Source organism: Ampullimonas aquatilis (assembly GCF_049675895.1).
In the GTDB taxonomy this organism is placed as follows: domain Bacteria; phylum Pseudomonadota; class Gammaproteobacteria; order Burkholderiales; family Burkholderiaceae_D; genus Ampullimonas; species Ampullimonas aquatilis.
The window spans coordinates 1,908,359-1,923,754 of the sequence record NZ_CP183834.1; the positions used below are offsets into that span (position 1 = coordinate 1,908,359).

At 58.7% G+C, this 15,396-nt stretch carries 13 protein-coding genes and 2 pseudogenes; 10 read left to right on the forward strand and 5 right to left on the reverse strand.

Annotated elements, in window-relative coordinates; translation table 11 throughout:
• Window positions 1-251: 251 nt before the first annotated feature.
• On the reverse strand, window positions 252-524 hold the full coding sequence (locus tag ACMYR3_RS08820) for a hypothetical protein (protein ID WP_424191369.1): 273 nt from the start codon (window positions 522-524) through the stop codon (window positions 252-254).
• A 79-nt stretch (window positions 525-603) separates the two neighbouring features.
• Window positions 604-1,056 (reverse strand): single-stranded DNA-binding protein, encoded by a 453-nt coding sequence (ssb, locus tag ACMYR3_RS08825; protein WP_041098895.1) that lies wholly within the window; start codon window positions 1,054-1,056, stop codon window positions 604-606.
• A gap of 260 nt (window positions 1,057-1,316) precedes the next feature.
• On the opposite strand from ssb, the gene ACMYR3_RS08830 reads away from it, so the two are divergent.
• On the forward strand, window positions 1,317-1,979 hold the full coding sequence (locus ACMYR3_RS08830) for a hypothetical protein (RefSeq protein ID WP_424191371.1): 663 nt from the start codon (window positions 1,317-1,319) through the stop codon (window positions 1,977-1,979).
• Window positions 1,980-2,034: 55 nt separating this feature from the next.
• On the opposite strand, the gene cadR is transcribed toward ACMYR3_RS08830, so the two are convergent.
• The gene (gene cadR, locus ACMYR3_RS08835) at window positions 2,035-2,493 is read right to left on the reverse strand and encodes a Cd(II)/Pb(II)-responsive transcriptional regulator (RefSeq protein WP_424191373.1); all 459 of its coding nucleotides are present in this window, start codon (window positions 2,491-2,493) and stop codon (window positions 2,035-2,037) included.
• A 6-nt stretch (window positions 2,494-2,499) separates the two neighbouring features.
• Window positions 2,500-2,838 carry a YnfA family protein gene (locus tag ACMYR3_RS08840; RefSeq protein ID WP_424191375.1) on the reverse strand — a complete coding sequence of 113 codons (339 nt, stop codon included), beginning with the start codon at window positions 2,836-2,838 and terminating at the stop codon, window positions 2,500-2,502.
• An 86-nt stretch (window positions 2,839-2,924) separates the two neighbouring features.
• On the opposite strand from ACMYR3_RS08840, the gene ACMYR3_RS08845 reads away from it, so the two are divergent.
• A complete protein-coding gene (locus ACMYR3_RS08845) occupies window positions 2,925-5,159 on the forward strand; it encodes a heavy metal translocating P-type ATPase (RefSeq protein WP_424191377.1) in 2,235 nt (744 codons plus the stop codon).
• Window positions 5,160-5,200: 41 nt separating this feature from the next.
• Here ACMYR3_RS08845 and ACMYR3_RS08850 read toward each other — a convergent pair whose 3' ends face one another.
• Complete coding sequence (locus ACMYR3_RS08850; protein ID WP_424196429.1) at window positions 5,201-6,109, reverse strand: heavy metal sensor histidine kinase; 909 nt, start codon at window positions 6,107-6,109, stop codon at window positions 5,201-5,203.
• 83 nt (window positions 6,110-6,192) lie between these two features.
• Here ACMYR3_RS08850 and ACMYR3_RS08855 point away from each other — a divergent pair.
• The 8 genes and pseudogenes from ACMYR3_RS08855 to ACMYR3_RS08890 form a co-directional block, all read left to right on the forward strand.
• Window positions 6,193-7,376 (forward strand): annotated as a pseudogene (locus ACMYR3_RS08855) (IS3 family transposase); the annotation flags it as partial.
• 177 nt (window positions 7,377-7,553) lie between these two features.
• On the forward strand, window positions 7,554-7,901 hold the full coding sequence (locus ACMYR3_RS08860) for a hypothetical protein (RefSeq protein WP_424191379.1): 348 nt from the start codon (window positions 7,554-7,556) through the stop codon (window positions 7,899-7,901).
• A gap of 274 nt (window positions 7,902-8,175) precedes the next feature.
• Complete coding sequence (locus ACMYR3_RS08865) at window positions 8,176-9,348, forward strand: TolC family protein (RefSeq protein WP_424191381.1); 1,173 nt, start codon at window positions 8,176-8,178, stop codon at window positions 9,346-9,348.
• Between the two features lie 9 nt (window positions 9,349-9,357).
• On the forward strand, window positions 9,358-10,962 hold the full coding sequence (locus ACMYR3_RS08870; RefSeq protein WP_424191383.1) for an efflux RND transporter periplasmic adaptor subunit: 1,605 nt from the start codon (window positions 9,358-9,360) through the stop codon (window positions 10,960-10,962).
• Window positions 10,963-10,978: 16 nt separating this feature from the next.
• Window positions 10,979-14,167 carry a CusA/CzcA family heavy metal efflux RND transporter gene (locus ACMYR3_RS08875; protein WP_424191385.1) on the forward strand — a complete coding sequence of 1,063 codons (3,189 nt, stop codon included), beginning with the start codon at window positions 10,979-10,981 and terminating at the stop codon, window positions 14,165-14,167.
• An 89-nt stretch (window positions 14,168-14,256) separates the two neighbouring features.
• Window positions 14,257-14,583, forward strand: coding sequence for a zinc ribbon domain-containing protein (locus ACMYR3_RS08880; protein WP_424191387.1), 327 nt, complete (start codon window positions 14,257-14,259; stop codon window positions 14,581-14,583).
• An 18-nt stretch (window positions 14,584-14,601) separates the two neighbouring features.
• Window positions 14,602-14,817, forward strand: coding sequence for a hypothetical protein (locus tag ACMYR3_RS08885; protein ID WP_424191389.1), 216 nt, complete (start codon window positions 14,602-14,604; stop codon window positions 14,815-14,817).
• Window positions 14,814-15,296 (forward strand): annotated as a pseudogene (locus ACMYR3_RS08890) (cation diffusion facilitator family transporter); the annotation flags it as partial. The gene ACMYR3_RS08885 and the pseudogene ACMYR3_RS08890, both read left to right, overlap by 4 nt.
• Window positions 15,297-15,396: the final 100 nt, after the last annotated feature.

The window sequence follows — 15,396 nt, forward strand, 5'->3', positions numbered from 1 at the left end:
GAAAACCGCATCCAAGATGGAGCGATCCCCGCAGGACAAAGGGCTCTTTGGAAAAAGCGCTTTGTCCTGCGGGGAAGACCCCAGCAGGCAATGCTGCGAACTACAGGCCGAGCGCGCGAACGATCGGACGGCTGATGATCCAGCCAGTAATGCAGCATGCGAGAAGAACGAGTTCCATGAGGTGCCTCCTGAAATAAAAAAGGGGGCACCCCTCCCCTAGCGGAGGCGATGCCCCCGCTGGGGTTGAAACTTCAGGCAATGACTTCGAAGGAAGCCTTTGCCGTGTTGCCGGAATCGTTGCCGATTCCGTTCCGACGCAGATACGCCGGTACGTCGTACTGCCGCCAATCCGTTACCGGTTCCTCGGCGGGTACTTCATCTATCTCAGCCACCACCTCATCGACCTTGGCCTGGAGGGGAGCACGCAGGAATGAGCCACGAATGGCTTCCAGCGCAAACTGAAGAAACGAAAGGATCAGATGCAGTCCTGCCAGCATGGCCAGGACGAGAATGACGCGCTCCATGAACAAACCTCCAAAAGTGATGGAGGCCTGCCCCCCAGGGGAGGAAGACCTCCCGGTGGGGAAACAAGAAACGTGCGACTCAGAACGGCTCGATGTCGGGTACATCCTCGAATGCCGGTCCCGAAGCAGCTGCAGGCTTGCCTTTACCGTTGCCGGTACGCTTGCCTTTGCCTGCGTCGGGCGCATCGTCATCCGCTGGACGAGTGCCGAGCATCTTCATCTCGCTGGCGAGAATTTCGACGACATAGCGATCCTGACCCTCTTTGTCCTGCCATTTGCGGGTCTGGATGCGACCTTCGACGTAGACGGGCGAGCCCTTCTTCAGGTACTCGCCGACGACCTCCGCCGTGCGACCAAAAAAGACGACACGGTGCCACTCGGTGATTTCCTTCTTTTCACCGGACGACTTGTCCTTGTACGTCTCCGTCGTTGCGATCCGAATCGTTGCGATCGCTTCGCGGTTCTGCGTGTAACGAACCTCAGGGTCGGCCCCCAAGTTGCCGATGAGGGTGACTCTATTGAGTGATGCCATGTTGCCTCCTGACAAAAAGTTGGCAGGAAGGCCGTCAGTACCTGACGGGGTTTCCCCGCCGGGGTTTAGTAAATGCTGTTTATTTCGGAAGGCCAGCTACCTTCACCGTGCCCACCATAAGGAGGACATGAGATGGGCGCATTCTGGCTGTCGACAAATTTCATGGGCAGGCGAAATGCAAACTTTTTGGACGCATTTCGGCCACCGAACCCGTGACGACCCGAATACTCTCCCGAGGCTATTTCAACCGGGAGACAGTCATGGCCACACGTCAGTACAAGCCTTCATCGAACATACCCACCGTCAGGCTGAGTAACAGCCGACCTTTCATTACACAGAAGGCCGTCCTGAACTCTTTGCACGCACAACAGATATTCGAGCGTGGATACGACATGTGCGCCAATGGCCTGTTCTCGCTGACAGTCGTATTGCGGTTCATTGGCACCGAGGAACAGGCCCAGGCCGTCGAGACGATGGTGGATGACCTGCTCAATAAGGCATTGGATGAGATTCGCCAGGAAATCGCACGCATGAAAGAACTTAGCGAGTCCAACGGCTGCGAGACAATGATCAGCTACACCAATTCCCGGACGGTCGAGATTCAGATCACCTCGCCGCGCTCGATCCGGTTCCTGGCCATCATCCGCGAGTTCGATCAGTTGATCGCCGCTATGGACACCTTGTGGCTGGCGTGCATCATCGACGACACCCACTACGCTGTTGAGGCCTACCAATGGAAGCGCAGGATTCTTCGCTTGGCCGGACAAATACGTACTCTCGCCACGCGAGCCATTCTGGCTGCTCGGAAGAAAGAGAACGCCGAGATAGCTGCAGAGGAGAAGGAAGCAACGCTGATCAATGAACTCTCGGCGACACCTCATCGCGAACCTGAAAGTACACCGGGCGCCGATTTACATCGATAACAGAACACACCCCTGGCTAGGATTCCGCGATTCGTCGCGAATACGAGGTGTCTGCTTACCTTCTACCTGTACTGTGGGCCTTAGATACATGGGATATCGCCCGGGCACGTGGCTTTGAGGTATCCGATTGCGTTAGTTGATTCAGGATGCCGCAACTGCCCGCATCGCTGGCATCCTGACAAAGTTCGCGCAGACTTTTGAGTTGCCGTTCCAGTTGGCGCAGTTCGAGGATGCGGCTGGCGACATGGCCGATGTGCTCGTCGAGCAAGTCATTCACGCCTCCGCAGTTCTTCGCCGGCGAATCCTTGAAGCGCAGCAGCAAGCGAATCTCGTCGAGCGTCATGTCCAGGCTGCGGCAGTTGCGGATGAAGCGCAGCCGTTCCGCATGCGAGGGCCCATAGATGCGGTAGTTGCCCTCGGTACGCGCGGGTTCAGGCAGCAGGCCCTCGCGTTCGTAATAACGGATGGTCTCCACCTGGGTGCCGGTATGGCGGGCAAGTTCCCCAATCTTCATGAGCGCCTAAACGTTGCGATCCGGCTGCATGGCAATGATGGCCATGCCGACAAGGCTCACAGCGCTGCCGATTAGATCCCAGCGCGTCGGAGTGAGGCCGTCGACCTGCCAAAGCCAAAGCATGGCGATGCCAACATAGACGCCGCCATAGGCTGCATAGATACGCCCGGCAGCACCAGGATGCAACGTGAGCAACCAAGCGAACGCTGCCAGTGACAGAGCGGCTGGGATAAGCAACCAACGGGAACGTTCTTGGGTCAAGACAAGCCACGGCAGGTAGCAACCGACAATCTCAGCCAGTGCCGTAATGACGAAGAGACCAGATATCCTGAAAAACTCCAGCATTTTCGCTCCTTCCAACATGGATTCTAGCCCCTTGACTCTTTAGCCGCTACAGGGTTTTAAATGTCGTCACGCAAGGAGATTCTTTCATGGCATTGCCTACGTCCGAACACGCTATTCCGATCAAGTCAGCCGGCTGCGGTTGCAGCGGCAGTTGCTCGACAACGCTTCCCCTGTCCGAGCCGCCAGTCGCTTCTGGTCAGGCTGGCGCGACCGTGCTGCGGATTCCGGCGATGGATTGCCCCAGCGAGGAAAACGATATTCGCCGCGCCTTGGCGGTGGTCGAGGGCATTCGTTCCTTGAGTTTCCAGCTTTCAGCACGGACGCTGTCCATCGACGCACCGGACTCGGTATTGCCTGCCGCCATCGCGGCCATTCGGCAGGCCGGCTACGAAACCAAGACGCTCGCCGCCGGCAGCGAAACAAGTGAAGGCGGTTCCGTAAAGGCCGATTTGTGGAAAGCCGTGCTGGCACTGGCCCTGGCCACGGGCGCCGAACTGGTGCACTTTATTGCGCCCGATACGCTGCCGTTCAGGGTGCTGGGCATGGCGGTGGCGGCCATCGCCATCGGGCTCGCCGGGTTGTCGACCTACACCAAGGGGCTGGCGGCATTGCGCCGAGGCCAATTGAACATGAACGCGCTGATGGGGGTCGCCGTCACCGGTGCCTTCCTGATCGGACAATGGCCCGAGGCGGCGATGGTCATGGCCCTGTATGCCATCGCCGAGCTGATCGAGGCGCGTTCGGTGGATCGGGCGCGCAATGCCATCAAGAGCCTGCTCGATCTGACGCCCGATACGGCTGAGGTCCGGCAGGCTGATGGTGTCTGGCGGGAAGTCCCTGCCGGGCAGGTGGCGCTCGACGCCTGCGCGCGCGTCAAGCCTGGTGCGCGAATCCCGCTCGATGGCCGCGTGACGGCAGGAACAAGCGCGGTCAACCAGGCCCCGGTCACCGGCGAGAGCATCCCGGTGGACAAGGCCGAGGGCGACATGGTGTTCGCCGGCACGATCAACGAGACCGGCATGCTCGAATTCCGGGTCACGGCGATCTCCACCAATACGACGCTGGCCCGGATCATCCATGCCGTGGAGCAAGCCCAAGGAACAAAGGCACCGACTCAGCGTTTCGTCGACCGATTTGCCGAGATCTATACGCCGTCGGTATTCGCGATCGCCGTCGCGGTGGCCCTGCTGACGCCCTGGCTGCTCGGCTGGAACTGGTCCGATGCGCTGTACAAGGCGCTCGTGCTGCTGGTAATCGCCTGCCCGTGTGCCTTGGTGATCGCCACACCGGTCACGGTGGTCAGCGGATTGGCGGCGGCGGCCCGGCGCGGCATTCTGATCAAGGGCGGCGTCTATCTGGAAGAGGCGCGCAAACTGCGCGTTATCGCGCTGGACAAGACCGGCACCATCACCGAAGGCAAGCCACGCCTGGTGGCGACCGAGGTGCTGTCCTCGGCCGTGCCGGAAGCCCGGGTGTTGGCCTGGGCAGCCAGTCTCGCCGGGCACTCCGACCATCCCGTCTCGAAGGCTATCGCGCGCGGACTCGAGCTGCCCGAGAATGCCCTCCAGGATTTCATCGCCCTTCCCGGACGAGGCATCGAGGCACGCACCGATGGCGAACGGCTGACGCTGGGCAATCATCGCTTGATCGAGGAGCGCGGCCTGTGCAGCAAGGAAATCGAGGCGCGGCTGGAGGTACATGAATCGCAGGGGCGCAGCGTGACGCTGCTGGCCTCGCAGCAGCAGGTGCTGGCGATTTTTGCCGTCGCCGACACGATCAAGGACAGCTCGCGCACGGCCATCGCCGAACTGCATCAACTTGGCGTCGCCTCGGTGATGCTCACCGGCGACAACAGCGCGACGGCCAGAACCATCGCCCGCGAGGCCGGCATCGACGATGCGCGCGGCAACCTGCTGCCCGAAGAAAAGCTGGCGGCCATCGAGGAAATGCAAAAGCGCTATGGTTCGACCGCCATGACCGGCGACGGCATCAACGATGCGCCCGCCTTGGCACGCGCCGATATCGGTGTCGCCATGGGAGCTGCCGGCACCGATACCGCCATGGAGGCGGCGGATATCGTCATCATGAACGACGATTTACGGCGTATTCCGGAGACAATTCGTTTGTCGCGACGTACGCATGCCGTGCTGTGGCAGAACATTTCCTTGGCGCTGGGCATCAAGGTCATATTTTTGGGGCTGGCACTCTTCGGTAGCGCAACCATGTGGATGGCTGTGTTTGCCGACATGGGTGCCAGCCTGCTGGTCGTCGCCAACGGTCTGCGGATGTTTCGAACCTCTGCACCGCAAACCAAAGACTAAAGACCCGTTGTTGGTCGGCATCGGCCAAAGCAGCAGGGCCGTCAGCAGGCCAGTCGTACGCCTATTTCTGTCTCACCATGGGCGGATTTTGCGAAGGCCTCCCCGTCATGCATCCGGGCAATCGCGCCAACGATGGCGAGACCCAGTCCATGATTCTGATGACCGTGGCTACGTGAGGCATCTACGCGGAAAAAGCGGTCGAAGATATGAGGCAGACTCTCAGCAGAAATCGGTTCCCCTCGATTGATCACCGAGAGCTTGATGTGTCCATGAGTTTCCGCGGCGATACGAATCACGATTGAACTTCCGTGATCGGCATACCGAGCCGCATTATTCAGCAGATTGGACAGCACGCGCCGGAGCAGCGCCGCGTCGTACTGGCCTGATGCATCGCCTTCGATAGACCATTGAAGGTCAGATTCGATCAGCACCGCTTCGTAGTAGTCGGCCACTTCGGCGCAGAGCTGGGCAAGGCTTTGAATGGGCATCCGCCGTGCTTTAGCACCCCGGTCGGCTTGCGACAGAAACAGCATGTCATTGACGATGCATGACAGCCTGTGCATTTCTTCGAGATTTGAACCGATGCAATCGCGCAGGTGTTCGTCCTTGTCGTTGCTACGCAAGGCCAACTCGCTGCTGGCGATGATGTTTGCCAATGGGGTTCTCAATTCGTGAGCCACATCGGCATTGAACCCTTCGAGTTGCTGATAGGCTTTTTCCAGTCGATTCAGCAACTCGTTGAAATGATCGACGAGAACTTGCAACTCGGCAGGGATACCCTCTGTTTCCAAGCGCGTGTCGAGGGAAAGGATTGCGAGACTGCGCGTTTGCTCAGCCAGCGTCCGAATGGGGGCCAGTCCGAAATAAACGACCAAGTAGCCGCCAAGGGTGATTGCGGCACTCCCGATCAAGGCAGCCCCCCAGAGGATGGCTGCGAGGCGATCCAGAATCGCTTCATCGGGCGCAGTCTATAGTGGCCCCCGTTTTCAAGACAGCGGTTTAAGCTGCGCGCTGTCATAAGGAACGAGCCGTAATGAGCGACGTGAAGAAGCGGAAGTATCACAGCCCCGAATTCAAGGCCAAGGTGGGTCTGGAAGCGTTGCGCGGGGTGAAGACGATCAATGAGATTGGCCAGGAGTACGGCGTTCATCCGGTACAGGTTGGGCAGTGGAAGAAGGAAATCCAGGCACAAGCGAGCACGCTGTTTGAAGGCAAGCGCGGCCCGAAACCGCTGGCCGCGCACCGCGAGCCAGAGCTTCTCTACAGCGAGATCGGCAAGTTGAAGATGGAACTCGACTGGCTCAAAAAAAAGTCCGGGATCAACCTGCCGTGATCCGGCGCGGGTGGATCGACGCAGGGGATGCGGTGGCCGTTGTCCGGCAATGCGTGCTGGCCAGCGTCTCCCGTGCCACGGTCTATGCGCAGCAAAAAGCCAGGCCGGTCGATGAAAGCGATCTGCTGCTCAGCCGCCTGATCGATGAAGAGTACACGCGACACCCGTTTTACGGCAGCCGCAAGATGGTGGTCTTTCTCAAGGAGACGGGTCACCCTGTCAATCGCAAGCGGGTACGACGCCTGATGCGCCAGATGGGGCTGGCGGGGATGGCGCCAGGCCCCAACACCAGCCGTCCGCACCCGGCGCACAAGGTCTATCCCTACCTGCTGCGCGGCGTGCCGGTGGTCCGGCCGAATCAGGTTTGGAGCACCGACATCACGTATATCCGGCTGCCACGCGGCTTCGCCTACCTGGTGGCGATCATCGACTGGTACTCGCGGCGGGTACTCAGCTGGCGGATCAGCAACAGCATGGAAGCGGTGTTCTGCGTCGATTGCCTGGAGGACGCCTTGCGCCATCACGGCACGCCGGAAATCTTCAACAGCGACCAAGGCTCGCAGTTCACCAGCGCAGCCTTCACCGATGTGCTGAAACGGGAAGGCGTGGTCATCAGCATGGATGGCCGGGGGCGAGCGTTCGACAACATCTTCGTCGAGCGGCTGTGGCGCAGCGTCAAGCACGAGGACGTGTATTTGAAGGGCTACGCCTCGATGGGCGAGTTGTTGGTCGGCCTGACGGAATACTTTGCCTTCTACAACGGCGAGCGTCCGCACCAGTCGCTGGGGCAGCAGACGCCCGATGTCGTGTATCGAAGCGCTATCGGTGGCGGCGCGATGATCGTCGATAAATTCGCCGGCGCGGTGGAGGAAACCCCTGTTCCGCTACGCTCCACAGGGGATTCCTCCACCGCAAAGACAAGATCAGAAGCAAGAGCAACAACCAGAGCAGAAGCAACACCGGGGCAGCGCCGTCCAGCTGCGAGTGAAGTCGAATGTGCAGCTTAAACTGACGGCATTACTGTCTTGACTGAGGGGGCCACTTCAGATAGAATCCGCTTCATGCGTCGTTGGCTTGCCGTTTTCCTGTTGGTATTACTGTCACTCCAGACTACCTGGTCGGTGGCGGCTGCCTATTGCCAGCATGAAACGGGAGCCACTGCGCATCATTTTGGTCACCACGAGCACAAGCATCAGACTGACGATAGAACTAAAGATACCAAAGGCCAACTCTCTGGCATCGACAGTGATTGTGCTGTCTGCCATGCCAGCTGTATTGCAGTATTGACCAGTGTTGCCAATGCCCAACTTGTTGCCGGTGGCGTAGCCGATCACCCTTGGTCTCCCCACTTTTTGACGTCGCCACCTAGCGATTTGCCTGAACGTCCCAACTGGTCGATCTCCGCCTGATCGGCGGGGTTGGGTTACTTTCCCATATCAGTTCGCCGCAGCTTGAGCTGCGCACTGTGCCATGCCGCTTGCGGGGTGGTGCCCCGCCGATTTCCTGATGTACCTTTCATCAACGGAGAGTCGGATGTACCGCCAACAACCAATTATCACTTTACTGGCCCGAACCTTTTTCGGATTTACGGTGCTTGCCAGCACCAACCTCTGGGCGCAGATGCAAAATGCGCCGTCGCCGATCGAGGCAGTACCTGCGCTTGCCAAGGAACCGACCGGAACCTTGACCCTTTCCACTGCAATTGATCTCGCGCTAACGGCCAATCCCGAACTATCTGCCGCAACCAACGAATTGCGAGCAGTCGAGGGAGCAGTGATTCAAGCAGGGATACTGCCGAACCCGGAAATTTCAACCTTGGTTGAAGATACGCAGAATAAGGCAACGCGAACCACAACCGTTCAGATCAGCCAATTAATCGAGTTGGGGGGCAGGCGCGCTGCACGGATTGTTTCCGCCGAGCGGGGACGGGATGTAGCCTCTGCCGACTTGGTGGCCAAACGCCAGAGCATCCGAGCTAGCGTTGTTGGTGCCTTCTTCGATGTTCTGGTGGCTCAAGAACGGATACTGCAAACAGAGGATTTGCTCGGCCTCGCCCAACGCGCTACCCAAGCTGCATCGCGCCGGGTTACGGCCGGCAAAATCTCACCCGTTGAGGAAACCAAGGCGCGCGTTGCTGAGGCGTCTGCACGGGTCGAGTTGAATCAAGCCAAAGGCGATTTGGTCGCAGCACGAAATCGTCTGGCAGCGACCTGGGGAAGTAAGACACCACGGTTTGGACAGGTCGAGGGGCGTACCGACAATCTGCCAGAAATCCTCTCCGCCGACGAGATCGATCGTCGCTTGAACAACTCTCCGGTACTTGCCCGAGCACGCCACGAGGCCGATCGTTTTGCGGCGCTTGCCGATGTCGAGCGGTCTCGGCGGATTCCAAACGTCACGGTCAGCCTGGGTTCAAAAAAGGTTGAAGAGCTTGGGCGCAACCAAACCATCGTGGGTCTCTCGATCCCATTCCCGATATTCGACCGCAACCAGGGCAATGTGCATGAAGCGCTGCGGCGGGCTGATAAGGCTCGGGATGAATTGAGCGCCACCGAGGTTCGCTTGAGCACGGAAGTTACGCAAAACCAGGAGCGCCTAAAGGCACTGGTCGTTGAAGCTCAAGCCCTGCAAAGCGAAATTTTGCCGGGCGCACGCAGCGCCTATGACGCAGCTAGTAAAGGGTTCGAGCTTGGGAAATTCAGTTTTCTGGAAGTCCTGGATGCTCAACGCACCTTCTTTCAGGCAAGAGCCCAATACCTGAAAAGTTTGTCTGAGGCGCATCGGACTTCTGCCGAACTGGAGCGTGTTCTGGGCTCCACCAATTCAATGCCATCCGCCATGCCAAGCCGTCCGTAGGAGCAAGCTGTGAAAATCAATATCAACAAGAACGCCTTTAACCTTTCCAAAAAACAAGGTATCGCCATCGCTGTCATCTTGGCGATGGGCATTGCTGCCGGCGGCTGGATTCTGGGCTCCTCCTCTTCGGATCAGTCTGCTGAGCAGGGTGAACATGCCAGCCATGCCGAATCCAAGGGACATGCTGATGCTGAGCATCATGGTGCTCAGGCCGGCGATGGCCATGATCACGCCAAGGGCCACGGCGATGCTGAACATCATGAGGATGGACCGACGACTGGCGCTCACGGAGGCAAACTGTTTACCGAAGATGGATTCGGCCTGGAGTTATTGTTGGCTGAAGAAGGTGGTGAGCCACATTTTCGTGTCTGGCTGTTCCAACAGGACAAGCCCTTGGCCCCGTCAGCAGCTAAGGTTTCTGTGACGTTGACGCGGCCGAACGGAGAGAAGCAGGAAGTGGCCTTCAAGGTGGAACAAGACTTCCTGATGAGCACCAGTCCGATCGCCGAACCCCATGCCTTTGAGGCGGCTATTACCGCTATGGTGTCTAACACACCGTTCCTGTTCATTGATACAAGGGAAGAAGGAAAAATCGAACTGACCGATGAGCAGGTCAAATCGGCCGCCATTGGCATCCAGAAGGCGGCTCCTGCCAAAATCAGAACCGCTTCACAACTGCCGGGCGAGATCCGCTTCAACGAAGACCGGACCGCTCACGTTGTGCCGCGGTTGGCCGGTGTTGTTGAAAGTGTTCCAGCCAATCTTGGACAGTTGGTCAAGCGTGGGCAGGTTCTGGCAGTCATCGCCAGTATCGGGCTTTCCGAGCAGCGCAGTGAACTGTTGTCTGCGCAGAAGCGCCTGACCCTGGCCAAATCGACTTACGATCGGGAAAAGAAGCTCTGGGAAGAAAAGATTTCCGCCGAGCAGGATTACCTCCAATCTCAGCAGATTTTGCGGGAGGCTGAAATTGCTGTCGCCAACAGCCAGCAGAAACTGATTGCCCTGGGGGCAAGCCCGAGCGTTTCGGGAAGCCTCAATCGCTACGAAATTCGGGCGCCTTTCGATGGCATGGTCGTGGAAAAGCACATCGCGCTCGGCGAAGCGGTCAAGGAAGATGCCAGCATATTCACGGTTTCCGACCTGTCCACAGTTTGGGCGGAAATCGTTGTTCCTGCCAAGGATCTGAACATTATTCGCATCGGCGAAAAGGTCGTCGTCAAGGCCACGGCCTTCGAATCTAAGGCCGAAGGCAGCATCTCCTACGTTGGTGCCTTGCTTGGCCAGGAAACCCGTACTGCCAAGGCGCGTGTCACCCTGGCCAACCCGAAGATGGCCTGGCGTCCTGGCTTGTTCGTTAATGTCGAAGTGGTCTCCGGTGAGGCCGAAGTCCCGGTAAGCGTTGTTGCCGACGCAATCCAGACGATCGGAGACAAGAGCGTCATTTTTATCAAGGTGGCTGACGGCTTTGTTGCCCAACCCGTTACCTTGGGGCGTTCTGACGGCAAACTGATCGAAGTGCTCAGCGGTTTGAAAGCTGGAACACCATACGCCGCAGCCGGTAGCTTTGTCCTGAAATCGGAGCTCGGCAAGGGTAGTGCCGAGCATAGCCACTGAGGCGGGGGAGAACAACATGTTTGAACGCATCATTCGCCTCGCCATTGAGCACCGCTGGCTGGTCATTTTGGCCGTGCTTGGCATGGCCGTGCTGGGCATTTACAACTACCAGCGGCTGCCGATCGACGCGGTGCCCGACATCACGAACGTCCAGGTTCAGATCAATACAGCGGCACCCGGTTACTCACCATTGGAAGTTGAGCAACGGGTGACCTATCCGGTCGAGACCGTCATGGCCGGATTGCCCCATCTGGAACAAACCCGCTCCATGTCACGTTACGGTTTGTCCCAAGTCACGGTGATTTTCAAGGACGGCACGGACATCTATTTCGCTCGCCAACTGGTCAATCAGCGTATTCAGGAGGCCAAGGGAAAACTTCCGGCCGGAATTTCGCCGGCCATGGGGCCGATCTCGACAGGCCTTGGGGAAATTTACCTTTGGACTGTCGAAACTGAAGACGGTGCGAGGAAGCCAGATGGCACGCTCTATACGCCGACTGATCTGCGCGAGATTCAGGATTGGATCATCAAGCCGCAATTGCGCAATGTGCCGGGGGTGACCGAAATCAACTCGATCGGCGGCTTTGCCAAGGAATACCAGGTTGCGCCCAGTCCGGAAAAGCTGGCTTCCTATGGGCTGACGCTGCAAGACGTGGTAACCGCTCTCGACCGCAACAACAGCAACGTCGGGGCAGGCTATATCGAGAAGCGTGGCGAACAGTACCTGATCCGAGCACCAGGCCAGGTACGGACCATCGAGGACATCCGCAACGTCATTCTCGGCAATGTGCAAGGGGTAGCGATCCGCATCCGCGATGTAGCGGAGGTCGGTATCGGCCGCGAACTGCGGACCGGTGCCGCAACCGACAACGGTCGTGAAATCGTCCTCGGTACGGTATTCATGCTGATTGGCGAGAACAGTCGCACCGTCTCCGCGGCTGTGGACCAGAAAATGGCCGAAATCAACCGCAGCCTGCCGGAAGGAGTTAAGGCGGTCACCGTCTATGACCGGACTGTTCTGGTGGATAAGGCGATCAATACCGTCAAGAAAAACCTCCTCGAGGGCGCCGTTCTGGTCATCGTCATTCTGTTCCTGTTCCTCGGCAACATCCGGGCAGCGGTAATCACAGCCATGGTGATTCCGCTTTCCATGTTGTTTACCTTTTCAGGAATGGTGACTTACCACATCAGTGCCAACTTGATGAGCCTCGGGGCCCTCGACTTCGGGATCATCATCGACGGCGCAGTCGTCATCGTCGAGAACTGCGTTCGTCGACTGGCCCATGCTCAGGAACATCACGGGCGACCGCTGACCCGGACCGAACGCTTCCACGAGGTCTTTGCCGCATCCAGAGAGGCACGCCGGCCACTACTTTTCGGTCAGATCATCATCATGATCGTTTACCTGCCGATCTTTGCGCTCACCGGCGTTGAAGGGAAGATGTTCCATCCCATGGCCTTCACCGTGGTCACGGCTCTGGTTGGCGCCATGATCCTCTCCGTCACCTTCATCCCGGCGGCAGTGGCGCTGTTCATCGGTGCGAAGGTGGCAGAAAAGGAAAACATCCTGATGCGGACCGCCAAGCGCTGGTATGAGCCGGTGCTGGCCAATGTCATGGCCAACAAGCCAGTGGTCCTGGTTTTCACAGCCGTTATGGTCATTCTCTCCGGCCTGCTTGCCACACGCATGGGGAGCGAATTCGTTCCCAGCTTGAATGAAGGCGATTTCGCCATTCAGGCACTGCGTATTCCGGGAACCAGCCTGTCCCAGTCCGTTGCCATGCAGCAACAACTGGAAAAGCGGCTTAAAGCGGATTTCCCGGAAATCGAGCGTGTGTTTGCGCGGACAGGAACAGCTGAAATCGCTTCCGATCCCATGCCCCCCAATATCTCGGACGGCTACATCATGCTGAAGCCGGAAACGCAGTGGCCCGAGCCAAAGAAATCCAGGGATCAACTGCTGGCAGCCATACAGGAGACCGCTGGTAAGCTGCCGGGCAATACCTATGAATTCTCTCAGCCAATCCAGTTGCGCTTCAACGAGTTGATCTCCGGGGTCCGCAGCGATGTCGCGATCAAAATCTTCGGCGACGACATGGATGTGATGAACGAAACGGCGGGCAAAATTGCCGCCGTTCTGGGAAAGATACCCGGCGCATCCGAAGTCAAGGTGGAGCAGACGACCGGCTTGCCCATGCTGACCGTCAACATCGATCGCGACAAGACCGCTCGCTATGGGCTCAACGTCGGCGATGTTCAGGATGCGATTTCGACGGCCATTGGTGGTCGAGAGGCTGGAACCATGTTCGAAGGCGATCGACGCTTCGATATTGTCGTTCGTCTACCCGATAACCTGCGTTCTGATATCGAATCGATGAAGCGTCTACCGATCGCCTTGCCAAAAAGCACTGCAGTCAGCAACGGCATCGAGGGGCGTACGACCTATATCCCTTTAAGTGAGGTCGCCAGCCTGGAAGTCGCGCCGGGGCCCAATCAAGTCAGCCGGGAGAATGGCAAGCGGCGCGTGGTCGTCAGTGCCAACGTTCGGGGACGGGACATCGGCTCGTTCGTGGGCGAAGCACAGACACGCCTGGCAGAGGTCAAAATTCCGACCGGCTATTGGACATCCTGGGGCGGAACCTTCGAGCAACTGGAATCGGCTTCTCAACGCCTGAAAATTGTCGTACCTGTTGCCTTGCTGCTGGTGTTCACGCTGCTGTTTGTCATGTTCGGCAATGCAAAAGATGGATTGCTAGTGTTTACCGGCATTCCGTTCGCGTTAACGGGCGGTGTCGTTGCGCTTTGGTTGAGAGACATCCCGCTGTCGATTTCAGCCGGTATCGGTTTCATTGCCTTGTCCGGTGTGGCGGTACTCAACGGGCTGGTGATGATTGCGTTCATCCGTAGCTTACGAGAAGAAGGACGCACTCTGGATGATGCCATTCACGAGGGAGCATTGACCCGCTTGCGTCCCGTGCTGATGACGGCCTTGGTCGCTTCCCTCGGCTTTGTTCCCATGGCAATAGCAACGGGCACCGGTGCCGAAGTTCAGCGTCCGCTCGCCACGGTAGTGATCGGCGGCATCCTGTCATCGACTGCACTGACGCTTCTCGTTCTGCCCCTTCTTTATCGTCTTGTCCATGGCAAAGATGCTGAGGAAGAGGATTTCACCGCCGAGTCGGCCCCCGAGCCGACACAAGCATAAGGTTTGCAGGCGTGGCCGGAGGCTTGGCGCTGAAACAGCGAATCAGGCAACCGGTCACATATCTACCGACTCAGTTCGCGGAGGATGTCATGGGATTTTTTGAAAAGCTCTTGCAGGGGATGGCCGGCGGCCATCAAGGTGGTCATCAAGGAGGTCATCATCGCGGCCAGGGGAATTATCCGGGCGGTGATCATGGCTGGGGACAAAATTACCCGTCGAATACCGGGCAGCCCAGTGGCGGGGTAGCCGCCGGTGGCCCTTCTTGCCCGAAGTGCGGCATCGTGCCCAATCCGGGCGCGCGCTTTTGCGCGCAATGCGGCACAACGCTGCTGCCCGGTGCTTGCGCCGCCTGCAATGCAAGCCTGGCGCCGGGGGTGAAGTTTTGCCCGAACTGCGGCAAGGCGCAGCAGTCTTGATGGCGGTAGCGTCACCCCATGCTCGACCATCTCCTTCACAGTCACCTTGAGTTTCGGCTGATCGTCGTCGGCCTGGGCTTGGTGATTGCCATGCTGGCCTTCTATGTCTTTGTCTGCTGGCGCGAGGGGAGGCGCACCCCGCCCCCAAAATTTTCCGCCGAACTCCGGCGTCGGCTGCAGGCAGTGAAGCAGGGATCGAAGAAACGCCACTCCGGAAAGGAACCGCCACCATGAGTGCAAGCCACACCCACGCGCTGCCGAGTACCGGGAACGAGCGGGCCTTGCGCCTTGCCCTGGTGCTGACTTTCGGCTTTCTGATGGCCGAAGTCGTTGGCGGCGTGCTGACCGGCAGCCTCGCCCTCATCTCGGACGCCGCGCACATATTTGCGCTCGCCATCGCCCTGGCCGCCATCCGCATCGCCCGGCGCCCGGCCGATGTCCGGCGGACCTATGGCTACCACCGGTTCGAAATCCTGGCGGCGTTCAATGCCTTGCTGCTCTTTGCCGTCGCCCTCTACATCCTGGGCGAGGCATATCAGCGCTTCCTGCATCCGCCCGAGGTCCACCCGACGGGAATGCTGGTCATCGCCGGCATCGGCTTGGTTGTCATCCTGGTCAGCCTTCTATTGCTGAGTGGCGGCCAGGTCAGCCTGACCGCCCATGTAGTCCACGACCGCTCTTTCTCGCTGGAGGGCGATTTGATTCCCACCTGGCCCAGCGCTTCAAGGTCGTTCACACGACGCTGCAATGCGAAACCACCCCCTGCAACCGCCAGGCGGGGGGATGCACCTATGTCGCTGGCACGCCCGGGTA

Coding starts and splice junctions, on each gene's coding strand:
- ACMYR3_RS08840 (WP_424191375.1), bottom strand. CDS start 2,838: ATGCTGGAGTTTTTCAGGATATCTGGTCTCTTCGTCATTACGGCACTG.
- ssb (WP_041098895.1), bottom strand. CDS start 1,056: ATGGCATCACTCAATAGAGTCACCCTCATCGGCAACTTGGGGGCCGAC.
- ACMYR3_RS08845 (WP_424191377.1), top strand. CDS start 2,925: ATGGCATTGCCTACGTCCGAACACGCTATTCCGATCAAGTCAGCCGGC.
- ACMYR3_RS08830 (WP_424191371.1), top strand. CDS start 1,317: ATGGCCACACGTCAGTACAAGCCTTCATCGAACATACCCACCGTCAGG.
- ACMYR3_RS08860 (WP_424191379.1), top strand. CDS start 7,554: ATGCGTCGTTGGCTTGCCGTTTTCCTGTTGGTATTACTGTCACTCCAG.
- ACMYR3_RS08820 (WP_424191369.1), bottom strand. CDS start 524: ATGGAGCGCGTCATTCTCGTCCTGGCCATGCTGGCAGGACTGCATCTG.
- cadR (WP_424191373.1), bottom strand. CDS start 2,493: ATGAAGATTGGGGAACTTGCCCGCCATACCGGCACCCAGGTGGAGACC.
- ACMYR3_RS08885 (WP_424191389.1), top strand. CDS start 14,602: ATGCTCGACCATCTCCTTCACAGTCACCTTGAGTTTCGGCTGATCGTC.
- ACMYR3_RS08875 (WP_424191385.1), top strand. CDS start 10,979: ATGTTTGAACGCATCATTCGCCTCGCCATTGAGCACCGCTGGCTGGTC.
- ACMYR3_RS08880 (WP_424191387.1), top strand. CDS start 14,257: ATGGGATTTTTTGAAAAGCTCTTGCAGGGGATGGCCGGCGGCCATCAA.